The 13,250-nt window shown below is 36.8% G+C and carries 12 protein-coding genes and 1 pseudogene; 3 read left to right on the plus strand and 10 right to left on the minus strand.

Going from position 1 to position 13,250, the window contains the following annotated elements:
• The first annotated feature begins 440 nt into the window (after nucleotides 1-440).
• Together NP781_RS21395 and NP781_RS21400 are read left to right on the plus strand one after the other, a co-directional pair.
• Nucleotides 441-782, plus strand: coding sequence for a hypothetical protein (locus NP781_RS21395; protein WP_257520799.1), 342 nt, complete (start codon nucleotides 441-443; stop codon nucleotides 780-782).
• A gap of 227 nt (nucleotides 783-1,009) precedes the next feature.
• Nucleotides 1,010-1,264: a GlsB/YeaQ/YmgE family stress response membrane protein gene (locus tag NP781_RS21400; protein ID WP_004225307.1), complete on the plus strand. Its 255-nt coding sequence runs from the start codon at nucleotides 1,010-1,012 to the stop codon at nucleotides 1,262-1,264.
• 248 nt (nucleotides 1,265-1,512) lie between these two features.
• On the opposite strand, the gene NP781_RS21405 is transcribed toward NP781_RS21400, so the two are convergent.
• Nucleotides 1,513-2,277, minus strand: a complete 765-nt coding sequence (locus tag NP781_RS21405; protein ID WP_004225310.1) for an SDR family oxidoreductase — start codon at nucleotides 2,275-2,277, stop codon at nucleotides 1,513-1,515.
• Nucleotides 2,278-2,952: 675 nt separating this feature from the next.
• On the opposite strand from NP781_RS21405, the gene NP781_RS21410 reads away from it, so the two are divergent.
• Entirely contained in the window at nucleotides 2,953-3,417 is a 465-nt protein-coding gene (locus NP781_RS21410) for a DUF2691 family protein (RefSeq protein WP_257520800.1), read from the plus strand.
• A 155-nt stretch (nucleotides 3,418-3,572) separates the two neighbouring features.
• Here NP781_RS21410 and NP781_RS21415 read toward each other — a convergent pair.
• From NP781_RS21415 to rocF, 9 genes and pseudogenes are all read right to left on the minus strand, one after another.
• Nucleotides 3,573-3,748 (minus strand): annotated as a pseudogene (locus NP781_RS21415) (IS3 family transposase); the annotation flags it as partial.
• Between the two features lie 473 nt (nucleotides 3,749-4,221).
• Nucleotides 4,222-6,024 carry a glutamine--fructose-6-phosphate transaminase (isomerizing) gene (glmS, locus tag NP781_RS21420; protein WP_054549731.1) on the minus strand — a complete coding sequence of 601 codons (1,803 nt, stop codon included), beginning with the start codon at nucleotides 6,022-6,024 and terminating at the stop codon, nucleotides 4,222-4,224.
• 604 nt (nucleotides 6,025-6,628) lie between these two features.
• On the minus strand, nucleotides 6,629-7,144 hold the full coding sequence (locus NP781_RS21425) for a type 1 glutamine amidotransferase domain-containing protein (RefSeq protein ID WP_004225393.1): 516 nt from the start codon (nucleotides 7,142-7,144) through the stop codon (nucleotides 6,629-6,631).
• Between the two features lie 127 nt (nucleotides 7,145-7,271).
• The gene (gene glmM, locus NP781_RS21430; RefSeq protein ID WP_257520801.1) at nucleotides 7,272-8,624 is read right to left on the minus strand and encodes a phosphoglucosamine mutase; all 1,353 of its coding nucleotides are present in this window, start codon (nucleotides 8,622-8,624) and stop codon (nucleotides 7,272-7,274) included.
• A 213-nt stretch (nucleotides 8,625-8,837) separates the two neighbouring features.
• Nucleotides 8,838-9,914: a CdaR family protein gene (locus NP781_RS21435; RefSeq protein ID WP_257520802.1), complete on the minus strand. Its 1,077-nt coding sequence runs from the start codon at nucleotides 9,912-9,914 to the stop codon at nucleotides 8,838-8,840.
• The gene (gene cdaA, locus NP781_RS21440; RefSeq protein WP_009370548.1) at nucleotides 9,907-10,743 is read right to left on the minus strand and encodes a diadenylate cyclase CdaA; all 837 of its coding nucleotides are present in this window, start codon (nucleotides 10,741-10,743) and stop codon (nucleotides 9,907-9,909) included. The genes NP781_RS21435 and cdaA overlap by 8 nt, the downstream gene beginning before the upstream one ends.
• 149 nt (nucleotides 10,744-10,892) lie before the next feature.
• Complete coding sequence (locus NP781_RS21445) at nucleotides 10,893-11,519, minus strand: anti-sigma factor family protein (RefSeq protein WP_004225400.1); 627 nt, start codon at nucleotides 11,517-11,519, stop codon at nucleotides 10,893-10,895.
• A gap of 13 nt (nucleotides 11,520-11,532) precedes the next feature.
• Nucleotides 11,533-12,096 (minus strand): RNA polymerase sigma factor SigW, encoded by a 564-nt coding sequence (gene sigW, locus NP781_RS21450; protein WP_004225410.1) that lies wholly within the window; start codon nucleotides 12,094-12,096, stop codon nucleotides 11,533-11,535.
• Nucleotides 12,097-12,229: 133 nt separating this feature from the next.
• On the minus strand, nucleotides 12,230-13,135 hold the full coding sequence (gene rocF, locus NP781_RS21455) for an arginase (RefSeq protein ID WP_131521039.1): 906 nt from the start codon (nucleotides 13,133-13,135) through the stop codon (nucleotides 12,230-12,232).
• Nucleotides 13,136-13,250: the final 115 nt, after the last annotated feature.

A 13,250-nucleotide genomic window follows, 5' to 3' on the forward strand; every position in this document is an offset into this window, starting at 1 on the left:
TCCCAAGTGCTTAATCGAAAGGTTAAATACCTTTAGTGCCGTAATTAATAGCTATCGTTCATTAAGTAGTATAGGCGAACTCATGGTAATTTGACTGGCATGATTGTTTTAATTAAAAATATCATAAAAACTTATCAAAATAACAGAGGAAGGCCTAGTTTCAATCCACTTAATTTCTTGATTATACTATAATTCAAAAGCCTTAAAAATATAAAAACCCCCATTAGATAATCAGATACTTTGTTTATCTAACAGGAAAGTTTTAGCCGATTAATTATGTGTAGTTACAGCCTTAACTTTTAATTAAATAAACTAATAATTGTTAAATAATGTTAATAAATTTCGTTTTTCACCCGATGATAAAAGTGTGTTACAGATAATATAAAAGAGCAGATATATGAAGATGCTTGAATACTATGAAGAGAGAGGTGTATTAAAAGATGGTTTCTATGGAAGATATGAGTATAAGGTTAACTATCCTTCAAGGAGCTTACGGATATAAAGGTTTTACGGAACAAACTGGCGTAAATATGTATAAAACTGATTTGAAAGCTTTTCAAGAAACAATAGAAACTGCAAAAGAACCAATTAATGCTAGTAAAATTTCAAAGTTATCACCCGACCAAATTAAAGTGCTCCAAGGTGCCCCAAGTGGTAGTTGGTTGATTCCTTTACTGAGTAGAATGGGGCAATTAGTGATGATGGATTTACGTGAGGGACTAGTGAACCCCAAAATATTTCAATACACTTCGACAATGAATGCTTATAAAAGATCCATTTAAGCTAAGTGAAATAAAAGGCATTAACGAAAAGGTTTTTGCCTTTCTATTTGCTATGTAAATACAAAAGGTCAATATATGAAGCGTATGTATCGTGACAATGTCCGCTATCTCCTTTGAAACTTCTCCTAATTTTTATTTTTTTCCTCCTTATAGTTTGAAAGAGTTCAATAAAGGTTATAAAACACTATAACGAAATATTTAAAATACAAAATTAGGAGATGGATAGTATGAGTTTCATTTGGTTTTTAATAATTGGCGGGCTTATCGGTTGGCTTGCAGGTATAATTTTAGGTAAAGATATCCCAGGAGGAATTATTGGTAATATTATTGCAGGTATTATCGGTGCATGGATTGGTGGTATGCTTCTTGGAAGTTGGGGTCCTAAAATTTCGGATTTCTATATCTTCCCTGCCCTTATTGGAGCAGTTATACTAGTTTTCATTTTGAGTGTAATTCTGAAATCATTGCGTAATGCTTCGTAAGCTAAATAGATCTCTTAATTTGTTTCTATACAATTAAGTGAATCAGATGTAACCAATAATAAATGGTGACTGTGCTTATAACAAAAAGGCGGCCTCCCACATCATATCTGTGGAGAGCCGCTTTTACTTTGTTCTTAATTAACTTAATAATCCACCGCTCCGTGAATTCAATTAGAACAGAACAGCCTATACAACAATAGTGCCTGATTGGGGAAGACCATGCCATACAAAGCTTGATAATTAATGTTCTATAAATGAGATCCTCCACTTGCATCTAGCAATTGACCAGTTACCCAACGACTGTCTGAGGAAGCAAGAAAGGCGACAATATCTGCCACATCTTCGGGCTCTCCCCATCTGTTGAAAATTGAAAGACCAGCTGCATATTTTTGTCCATCAAGGTTTTTCAAAGTCTCAGCATTCATCTCTGTATTAATAATTCCAGGCTGGATGGCGTTTACCGTAATATTCCGGCTCCCTAATTGTTTGGCTAGAATACGCGTAAATGTGTCGATTGCACCTTTGGACATACTGTACGTGAAAACACTTGGTGAAGCTACACGTGTTACAAAAGATGAAATATTAATAATACGTCCCCCATCTTTTAAACGTGGTAAAGCTTGCTGAGTAACAAAAAGTGGTGCTTTAATATTTATCTTCATTACCTCATCGAATGATTCTTCCGTCGTCTCTTCTAAACTGATAATTTGACCAATTCCAGCATTGTTGACAAGAATATCGAATCCGCCACCGCCCGTATATTCCCGAATAGTAGCATCCAAGGTAGTAAATAAATCTTGAATACCATCTAAAGTACTAAGGTCAGCACCAATCGCCAAAGCATTTCCTCCGCTTTGTTCGATCTGGTGAACAACTGCTTCTGCCTCATTACGTCTTTTCCCATAATGAACGACGACAAAGGCTCCCTCTTGTGCCAGACGCAATGCAATACTGCGGCCAATTCCTCGACTTGATCCTGTAACTAAAGCGATTTTGCCTGCTAACTTACCCATGCTTCCATCTCCTTGTTCAAACATAGTTAGATTACATAGAGAATTATATCAAGGAACATTATTTGAAATGTTGCTCTCCTATTCGGTTTCAAGGGGTGTTTCGTTATGGATAAAAACACCCCTTTAGATTAATAGTATCCAAAGGGGTAAAATGGTGTAATTTTGTTACAAACGGTATGACTTTATTTAAAATCACCAACATATGTTGGTTTGGAATAAAGATTGATTAAAAAATATCCCTCAACCCTTATCTAATATCAACTTCAAAAACTCCATTTTGAAAAAAGTTTGATCAAAATGGAGTTACTCTTTTTAGATAAGTATGAGATTTTATAAAAAAGTTTGATTATTTACCAGCAATGTTGCTCAACAATAGCTTCCTATTGCTGAAGACCTGTAATTGTATTAACAATATTAAAAGTAAAAAAACCAAGAAATGTTAGTTTAACAGCATTTCTTGGATTTCGGTCTCTAATCCTCTACTTCTATACCCTACCTTGAATGGAATATCAAATTGTGAAAGACTCGGACACTTAACACAAATTAAAGGATTCGATTTATATTGGAGATACCCTTCCTTGGTCGCTGACGTATACTACATTAATTTTTGTAATTTATGGAATTTTATACTAAAATTTATTATAGCTACTAAACAATTTTAGAAAGGGTGTTAAAATGCGAGGTATAACCTTCGAGATTAAAAATGAATATGGCAAGTTTTTATCTGATATTTTATCAAATATAATTAATCCTTCTTGGTATTGGTCAGTAGGTCCTGGAGAGTCTTACAAAAAAGAAAAAGGAACACTAGGTTCAGAATTATTTCCCCCCAGTGTTATTTTAAATGGTCAATCATTCTTAGAATATATATCAACTGATGAATATTATTTAGTATTTACTGACCTAAAAGCTTTTCCAAATATGGAAGAGGTAGTGGAAATTAAAAGTTATGAAGATTTTTTAAAAAGCACTTGTGAACTTGCACTTCTAATTATAGACTCATGCTATGTATCAATTTTTTCAAAAGATGAGTCAACTATTCATAAACTTTTCGAACGTGCAACAAATTTTCATTACACTAATATTAAATATATCACTAATGAAAATGATACACATACCAGTTTGACAGTATGGGGATAAGTGAATGAAATCTAAACTATCCCCATTGTAAAGGACATTTTTAAAAAAGCTAGGCAACTTGTTGAAGCTACTGTCTGTACTTTGCAGGTGGCAGCTTTTTCAAATGCCATTGCTCTCAAATATAACGCTTAATTTCTTGCTACTTCTAATGTTTAACATTTATGGATATTTATTTCGTCTTTAAAATGCTCAAAAATGATTCTTGTGGCGCATTGTCCAAACAGTTTCCTGCGCTTGACATGGATTGCCCTAATCCCATTTTCTTCACAAGTTTCTGGAATTGTGGATTGGTATAATGGAATCCTTGTTCCGAATGAATAAAGGAATCTTCTGTTAAATGGTTTTATACCAATTAATTCAACATCTAAACCAGCATGCTCCTCTTGGTAACTTCCCTTTTTTCATTTTCGCCTCCCAGCTATCTATAAAAATTAGTATAGGTACTCATGAATTTTTTAATTGCCTAAGACCACTTTTAAAATGATTGTCAATTTTGCATACACAAGTCAGACATACCGGATATAACTTAAATATCAAATCTTTTTTATAAACATTACAACTTTATTTCAAATCTACAACTGACAATATTAATTATAATGCCTACTGCAGTATTCAATTATATATGTTAATCAATCTATAGATATAAATACATTTTTAGAAAAAGCAAAAACCCTGATACAGCAATATTTCCACTGTATCAAGGCTTAATTTAGATGTCACAACATAATATATTATTTATGACAAACACAATTATATATTATGACAGTATTAGTTATAACTCACAATTAAATCTAATTTTTGTTCTTACTCAACAGTTACCGATTTAGCTAAGTTACGTGGTTTATCTACATCACAGCGTCGGTGAAGTGCAGCATAGTAGCTAATTAATTGTAAAGGTACTACTGATACAAGCGGTGTTAGTAATTCATGAACATGTGGAATGACTAAACGGTCGCCATCTTCATCAATGCCAGCCATCGCGATAATACATGGATATGCACCACGAGCCGCTACTTCTTTGACATTACCACGGATGTTTAATCCTACTGATGCTTGTGTGACAAGCGCAAACACAGGTGTACCTTCTTCGATTAAGGCAATTGTTCCGTGCTTCAGTTCTCCACCAGCAAAGCCTTCTGCTTGGATGTACGAAATTTCTTTTAGTTTTAAGGCACCTTCAAGGCTGACATAGAAGTCCATATTACGGCCAATGAAGAATGCGTTGCGTGCAATTTTCAAGTAATCTTCTGCAATGTCTTCTAGCACATCTTTTGAATCAATAATTGTTTGGATGCCATTAGCGGCAATCGCAAGCTCTTGTTTTAAATCAAATTCTAAGCCTTTGCCATTTGCCTTTGCTGTCACATAGGCTGCTAATGCAAGTACTGCTACTTGTGCCACATAAGCCTTTGTAGAAGCTACAGCAATTTCTGGACCTGCATGTAATAACAATGTATGGTCAGCTTCACGTGATAACGTAGAGCCAGGTACATTTGTAATCGTTAATGTTGGATAGCCCAGCTCTTTAATTTTTACAAGAACTTGACGGCTATCTGCTGTTTCACCTGATTGTGTAATGAAGATAAATAATGGTCGTTCTGAAAGTAATGGCATGTTATAGCCAAATTCACTAGAGATATGCACTTCTACTGGGATACCAGCCATTTTTTCGAAATATTGTTTACCAATGAGACCCGCATGATAGCTTGTGCCTGCTGCAATAATATATAAACGATCTGCTGCTCGTAATGCTTCTAAAATCTCCGCATCAATCGTTAAATCACCATTGTCACCTTCATATGCTTGAATGATTTTACGAATAACTGTAGGCTGCTCATCCATTTCTTTTAACATATAGTGTGGATATGTGCCTTTTTCAATATCACTCATATCAAGCTCAGCCGTATAGGGTGCACGCTCTACTACAGTACCATCTAATTTTGTAATTTCCACACTTGCTTTGTGTACGATAACTACCTCTTTATCGTGAAGCTCTACGTATTGATCTGTTACCTGTAGCATCGCCATTGCATCTGACGCAACAACATTGAAGCCTTCACCAATTCCAACTAGAAGTGGTGACTTATTTTTTGCTACAAAGATTGTATCTGCTGCCTCTGCATCTAATAGTGCCAGTGCATAGGAGCCATGTAATAGAGATAATGTTTTACGGAAAGCGTCTGCAGTGCTTAGACCATCTTTCACAAATAACTCTACTAATTGCACAATAACCTCTGTATCTGTATCAGATTTCATTGGAATGCCTTTTAAATATGTTTTTTGCAATAAGTGATAGTTTTCGATAACCCCATTATGCACAAGTGTAAAGCGTCCTGATGCACTTTGATGTGGGTGAGCATTTAAACGATTTGGCACACCATGTGTTGCCCATCGAGTATGACCAATACCAATTTTCGCAGCAACATCTTCATCTACCGCTTCTCGTAAATCTGCAATACGCCCTTTTTCTTTGAAAACCGTTACGCCTTCCTCGTTACGTACTGCAATACCTGCTGAATCATAACCACGGTACTCTAGCTTTTCTAAGCCTTTTAATAAAATTTCCTTTGCATCTGATTCACCGATATATCCTACAATTCCACACATAATTCTCGTCCTCCGATAATGTCAATTTAATGCAATGACAAACTAGGCCTCATCCTATCGAATTTTTTTGAATGTACAAGCGATGCTTTATTTTTATAAAAATAAAGCACTCCAATACACACAAGCTACTCACGCTACTCAGCCAACTGAATAGAGATCTTCGATATGTGAAGCTTCATCTATTTATCTATTGCTTTTACAATACCTTCTCCATTTTCTGTACATTCAATCACTCAAATGCTTTCAAAATGGAAAATGACAATCGGGTATGTCGATTGGGAGGCATCCGCCGAATTTTCGATAAACCTCCACCTCGTCTGCTGAAGATCTTTTCGTCCGATTTCTTCAGCTCAGGCGCTATAATTGTTTTCCGATTTTGCGCTTTCTTCCCTCCTTAGGCGCTCGTTAAAGAATAAGGTCGGACCTCATCTTCAACTTCTCCATCATACTCAATCATATGCTATCCGTCAAATTTTCGTTATAAAAAACACCTAGTCTTAAAGCATTTTCGTGACAAATATGTAGACAAAGCGATACATAAGCACTTTGATAAGCATTGTAATACAAAATAGGCACAAGCATCTAAAATGCTTGTGCCTATCCTTTATTTACTGTCTAATAATTTAACAATTTCTCTATTAAATGCAGGAAGATCATCTGGCGTTCTACTTGTTACAAGCTGTTTTTGACAGACAAATACTTCTTCATCATGGAAGATTGCCCCTGCATTTTCTAAATCCACTTGAATGGATTTATAGCCTGTGGCGTCACGACCATTTAATGTCTTTGCAGTAATGAGAAGTTGTGGTCCATGACAAATGGCAAAGGTAGGCTTCATTTCATCCATAAAGGACTTTGCAAATGCTACTATACGATCATCCGCACGTAATATATCAGGAGAAAAACCACCAGGAATAAATAATGCATCGTAATCTGTAGCTTTTACATCATCAATGCCTTTATCAATTTTCACTGTCTCTCCATGCTTCCCCTTAACTTCCTTGCCCGCTTCGGTATCAATTGTTACTAGCTGATGCCCAGCTGCTTCCAAAGCTTCTTTAGGGCTTGTAAACTCAATGTCCTCAAACATATCTGTTATAACTGTAGCAATTTTAGCCATATCAATTAAACACTCCTTGTTATTGTGACTCCTAATTACTGTTCCCCATCTCGCTTATTTAAAACATTCCTTTCAAATAAGTAAACCCGATTTCCTGTTTACGGAAATCGGGTTTACACTCTATTTCTTATTCTGTTAGGCCCATTTCTACACGTACAACATCTGCAATACGCTCGACAAAACGCTCGCAATCCGTTTCTGTTGCTGCTTCCACCATGACACGTACTAATGGCTCTGTACCTGATGGACGTACTAAAACACGACCATTTCCAGCCATTTCAGCTTCTACCTCTGCAATTACTGTAGCTACTTTTGCATTATCGGTCACAGCATGCTTATCTGTTACACGCACATTGACAAGACGCTGAGGATAGATTTTCATTTCAGCTGCTAGTTCTGAAAGCTTTTTACCCGTCGCCTTCATAATGTTGACAAGCTGAATTCCTGTCAGTAAGCCATCACCTGTTGTATTAAAATCTAGAAAGACGATATGCCCTGATTGCTCGCCACCTAAATTGTATTCATTCGCACGCATTTCTTCCACAACATAACGATCACCTACAGCTGTTTGTACACTTTGCATACCATTGTCAGCCACAGCTTTATAGAAGCCCATATTGCTCATTACTGTTGAAACAATTGTTTGCTTCTTCAAACGCCCTACCGCATTTAAATGCTTACCAATGATAAACATAATTTGGTCACCGTCAACAATTTTTCCGTTTTCATCTACAGCAATTAAACGGTCTCCATCACCATCAAAAGCTAAACCAACATCTGCACCTTTTTCAGTAACAAATTTAGCTAGTCCTTCTGGATGTGTTGAGCCTACACCATCATTGATATTTAAGCCAGTTGGAGAAGCACCCATTGTAGAAATGTCAGCTTCTAAATCGGCAAATAAATGTGTAGCTAAAGATGAAGTTGCACCATGTGCACAATCAAGCGCTACATGGATACCATCAAATTCTTCATCCACTGTTTGCTTTAAGTATTGAATATATTTTTGACCACCTTCGAAATAGTCACTTACAGATCCTAAATCTGCTCCTATAGGACGTGGTAATGTATCCTCTTGCGCATCAATTAACTCTTCAATTTCCGCTTCCTGTGCATCTGTTAGCTTAAAGCCATCAGGACCGAAGAATTTAATACCGTTATCTGCAACTGGGTTATGTGAAGCTGAAATCATGACGCCTGCATCTGCGCTCATAATTCGAGTAAGGTATGCCACACCTGGTGTTGAAATAATACCAAGACGCATTACCTCTACCCCAATTGATAAAAGACCAGCCACAAGTGCACCTTCAAGCATCTCACCTGAAATACGTGTGTCACGACCAATTAAAACCTTTGGACGGTCAGTTGCATCTTTTGTTAAAACATAGCCACCTATACGACCAAGTTTAAATGCAAATTCTGGTGTTAATTCACTATTCGCGACGCCACGGACGCCATCTGTTCCAAAATATTTACCCATTCTACTTATTCTCTCCTTCAATGCAAGACAGTGCCTAGTGAGTTTCTATCAAACATTAGACACTTGTCCGCTTACTTTTGGAAAAGTCTGCTTTTGTTCATTCATTGGTAATTATTAATATTCCACTCTGCCAGTTTGTTTGATGGAACCTGAATTACAAACCTGATTGGATTTTTGATTTAGAATCAAAATAAAATTATAGTCACATATTGTTTAAGAATCAATATCTTCCGATTCCTCAGTTGACGTATTTTTATCAGTTGTAGTACTCTCATCTGTCACATCAGGTTCTTCAGTTGGAGGTGGTGATTCCTCTGTAGAAGCTGGTGTTTTCTGCTGTTCTTCTTGTTCAACCTTTGTAATATCTGCCTTCACTTTTATTTTCTTGTCAGATATTTTTGTCACACCATCTGGTAATTTTACATCAAATTCATAAGTTTTGGACTCAGTAATTTTTGACAGGTCAACTGTTATTGGAATGGATGTTAAACTGTCAATAATTGATTTTCTACCATACACTTTGATCATTTTTGGTGTAAATGTTAATGAGTTAATGGTAATGTCTTCGGCAGCTTGCCCTGTTTCCTTAAGGACAACTGGGATCTCTCGACTATACTCCGCTATATCTACTTGAACTTTCACAATTTCAGGTTCAATAGTCACATCTAACTTATTTAAATCTCTATCTAATACTTTTACAGCTGCTTCCTGTGTGAATGATTGCTTCAAGCCCTGCTCTCCTGTAACAGTTGCTTTTACATAACTAATGCTTTCAATAGCACTTTTTGCACCTGTTACATAAACAGTTGGCGGGTTGGCCGTCATTTCTTTTAAGATAAAACCTTCTTCGATTAAACGTTTGTTCATTTCAGGGTCCACTCGGAACTCCTGCGTGACCTTTTCCTCAATATTTACATGAACAGTTGCAGGGTCTAATGTCACCTTTAACTTATCTGAAATATTTTCGTATTGCAGTTTTACATCATGCTCTCCCAGCAATAAATTGCTCAAATCCGCAAATATAGAAAAATCCTTAGCTCCCTTTGCTTTTAAAACCAATGCCATCGGACCTTCTATCGTTACATCCACAGTTTCTGGTAAACCTGTCACAATAAGATTCTCATTATCGTAATAAACATCCACTGGAACATCACGAATAACATCCGTTTGTTCATTTGAGGTAGCCTTATTTAAAGGTGACAACTCGGTACGCACTGAGAAAAAAAGCAAAAATGCTAAAAATAGCGCGATGATTCTAAGTACCCAAGGGCTATCCATCATTTTATCCATTCTTTTTCCCCCTCCAAGTCAACTTAGAGGATGCATTTGATTCTTGAACTGATCCGAACCACATTTTTCGTAATAATGTTTCGAACTCCTCTAGAGAAAGATTTCGATGGAGATTACCATTTAAAGTTATGCTAATTGCGCCTGTTTCTTCTGAAACGACAATTGTAATAGCATCTGTAACTTCGCTTAAGCCAAGAGCAGCGCGGTGGCGTGTCCCTAACTCTTTTGAAATAAATGGGCTTTCAGATAAAGGTAAATAACAAGCCGCTGCCGTCACTTTATCTTTTTGCATAATAACAGCCCCATCATGTAGCGGGGTATTTGGTATAAAGATATTAATCAGTAATTCTGATGAAATTTCAGCATTTAGCCCTATACCCGTTTCAATATATTCATTAAGGCCTGTTTCTTTTTCAATAGAAATTAACGCACCTATTCGACGTTTAGCCATATAACTTACAGACTTCTTCATTGCCTCAATAAGTCTTGTTTGTTCTTCTTCCTCTTGACTAGATGAGCGTTGGAATAGCTTTCCTCGTCCAATTTGTTCTAAACCGCGTCTGATTTCAGGTTGGAAAATAATAATAATCGCTAGGAAACCAAACTCAATAACTTGTTGTAGCATCCAGCCAAGTGTTTGTAACCCTAAAAGGTCTGTTGCAATTCGTGCAATAATAATGACGAATATTCCCTTAAGTAATTGGACAGCCTTCGTACCTTTAATGAGGGTTAAGACTTTATAAACAACGTACCAAACGAGCAGTACATCAATGAAGTTAATAACAATATTCACAGGCGTTAAATCCGTGAAATGTTCGATAATTTGCACGTGGCATCCCCCACTTTTCATTACGAATCCATACACATTCAAGTATATCACATTCTTATCAAATGTAACTTTTTTCAAATAAAAAGTCTACTCAGAAGAGTAGACCTTTCAGCCTCTCACGTGCACTATTTTTTAGGACGTATAGAGTGTTATTTAGTTTCTTCTTTTTCCTCAAATGTCATGGCTGTCTTAACAGAATTTTTAATTGTATACCATAACCATTCAAATACTTCGTCAATTTCTTCGATTCTCCCTGAAACTACCGCTGAAGATGCCATATATTGCCCGTTGATTACTGTGACGTTGCCATCAACTTCACCTTCAACAATCAAATCGCCATTTTTTACAACAATATCGCCTTTTACCACTTCTCCTTCAGGGACAATCACTGTTTGACCATCCACAACTAAATTAGGTTGTTTGGTTACTGAGAAATGCTGGTCATCCATGAAGCTACCCAATAATGTAGCACTCATGAATAGGCAAAATACTGCTGCTGCCACAAAGAAAGGATGCCGGCGAATCCATTTTTGTATACCTACTCGACTTTTTGGTTTTGGTAAACGAGCCATAACTGCTGCTTCAAAACCCGGAGGCGCTGTAATATGGGAAGCACTCTTCACAAAGGCGATTGTTTCACTCAATTCTTGCATCAACTGTTTACAATCATTACATGTATGCAAGTGTTGTTTCAACTCTTGCTCATGCTCACGACTAATGTCACCGTCTAAATAATCATGCATATAGTCTATAATATGCTCTGGACAAGTATTCATGACGCTCCCCCTCCTACAGATTGTTTAATTGCTTACGTAATGCCTCACGTCCGCGGTGAATCCTCGTTTTCACCGTTCCAAGCGGCATATCTAAAATCTCGCTAATCTCTTGTAACGATAACTCTTCTATATATTTCAATACTATAACCGAACGGTATTTATCCGGCAATCGTCCAATTTCATATTGAATGCGATCTTGCAGCTCCATTTGTTCTAACTGCTCCTCTGGTAGCTGGTCGTCTGCTGCGATTTGCGAGTACATATCAAGCCCTTCTGTACCAGCTACTTCTGCATCTAAATAATAATCCGGTTTCTTTTTTCGAATACGGTCAATGCAGAGGTTTGTCGCTATGCGATAAAGCCACGTCGAAAACTTTCTTTTCTGATCAAATGTATGCAAGTTCATATAAGCTCGCACAAAAGCCTCTTGAGCAATGTCTTCAGACTCTTGTTTGTTGCCTAACATTCGATAGCATACTTGGTACAGTTTGTGCTGATAGAGACTCACAATATCGGCAAATGCGTTTTGATCGCCTTTAAGCACTTGTTTTATTCTCTTATTTACTAACGCATCCATTGTGTTGACTTCTCCACCTTTACAACTGTCTTATACTATACGAAGCACCGATAAGAAAAGTTTCGTTTTAATTCAATTATAGCAAAAGATTTTTATGCAATGTGGCAACAGGCAATTTTTTGTCAAATTTTCTTTAAACTAGTGTTTCGCCAAATAAAGATCCCATTAATGCAACAGCCACATTTGCTGTTGTATTCTTTTCATCTAATATAGGATTTACCTCTACAAACTCTGCTGAAGTTACCATGCCTGATTCTTGTAACATTTCCATTGCTAAATGGCTTTCTCGGTACGTAATTCCGCCTGGAACTGGTGTACCCACACCTGGCGTATAAAGTGGATCTAATCCGTCTAAATCAAGTGATAAATGTAAGCCATCAACATTTCGTTCCTTTAAATAAGCAAGTGCATCTTCCATTACACGTGTCATGCCAAGTCGGTCAATTTCATGCATTGTATATACCTTAATTCCTTGTTGACGAATCAATTCACGCTCTCCCGGGTCTACTGAACGAGCTCCAATAATAATCACGTTTTCAGGCTTAATTTTTGGAGCATAGTTGCGAATTTGCACTAAACGTTCATGTCCTAGCCCAATACTAACTGCTAACGGCATCCCATGTATATTGCCTGAAGGTGTTGTTTCAGGTGTATTTAAATCTGCATGTGCGTCATACCAGATAACACCAAGATTTTTGTAATGCTCACCTAATCCAGCTAATGTTCCAATAGCAATGCTATGGTCTCCACCGAATACAAGTGGGAATTTTTTTTGTTCCACTACTTCATGTACACTATTTGCTAATGCAGTACTAACTTCTACAACTTCCTCTAAATTTAGTAATTTTTCATCCACAGCTCCGTCAGCAAGCTTTTGACTGACACGAATATCCCCTTGATCCTGAACATCGTGTCCGATAGCCTCTAAACGTTCAACAATACCTGCATATCGAATAGCACTTGGTCCCATATCTACACCACGGCGTGTTTGTCCGTAATCTGTTGGTACTCCAATAATAGAAATATTAAGTTTATTCATGTTTTTATACCCCCTAAAAGTTATAAGATTATTGTAAAGCCTACATACCACTTGGCTCAACTCGACAAAAACTTGCATATTTATTCATATTTAAATAACATAAAAAAATCTCCTA

It is taken from the genome of Lysinibacillus sp. FN11 (genome assembly GCF_024628845.1).
In the GTDB taxonomy this organism is placed as follows: domain Bacteria; phylum Bacillota; class Bacilli; order Bacillales_A; family Planococcaceae; genus Lysinibacillus; species Lysinibacillus capsici.

What these genes read in the sequence shown, in the direction of transcription:
- glmM (WP_257520801.1), bottom strand. Translation starts at nt 8,624, where the DNA reads ATGGGTAAATATTTTGGAACAGATGGCGTCCGTGGCGTCGCGAATAGT.
- NP781_RS21395 (WP_257520799.1), top strand. Translation starts at nt 441, where the DNA reads ATGGTTTCTATGGAAGATATGAGTATAAGGTTAACTATCCTTCAAGGA.
- NP781_RS21405 (WP_004225310.1), bottom strand. Translation starts at nt 2,277, where the DNA reads ATGGGTAAGTTAGCAGGCAAAATCGCTTTAGTTACAGGATCAAGTCGA.
- glmS (WP_054549731.1), bottom strand. Translation starts at nt 6,024, where the DNA reads ATGTGTGGAATTGTAGGATATATCGGTGAATCAGATGCAAAGGAAATT.
- sigW (WP_004225410.1), bottom strand. Translation starts at nt 12,096, where the DNA reads ATGGATGCGTTAGTAAATAAGAGAATAAAACAAGTGCTTAAAGGCGAT.
- NP781_RS21410 (WP_257520800.1), top strand. Translation starts at nt 2,953, where the DNA reads ATGCGAGGTATAACCTTCGAGATTAAAAATGAATATGGCAAGTTTTTA.
- NP781_RS21425 (WP_004225393.1), bottom strand. Translation starts at nt 7,144, where the DNA reads ATGGCTAAAATTGCTACAGTTATAACAGATATGTTTGAGGACATTGAG.
- NP781_RS21435 (WP_257520802.1), bottom strand. Translation starts at nt 9,914, where the DNA reads ATGGATAAAATGATGGATAGCCCTTGGGTACTTAGAATCATCGCGCTA.
- NP781_RS21445 (WP_004225400.1), bottom strand. Translation starts at nt 11,519, where the DNA reads ATGAATACTTGTCCAGAGCATATTATAGACTATATGCATGATTATTTA.
- rocF (WP_131521039.1), bottom strand. Translation starts at nt 13,135, where the DNA reads ATGAATAAACTTAATATTTCTATTATTGGAGTACCAACAGATTACGGA.
- NP781_RS21400 (WP_004225307.1), top strand. Translation starts at nt 1,010, where the DNA reads ATGAGTTTCATTTGGTTTTTAATAATTGGCGGGCTTATCGGTTGGCTT.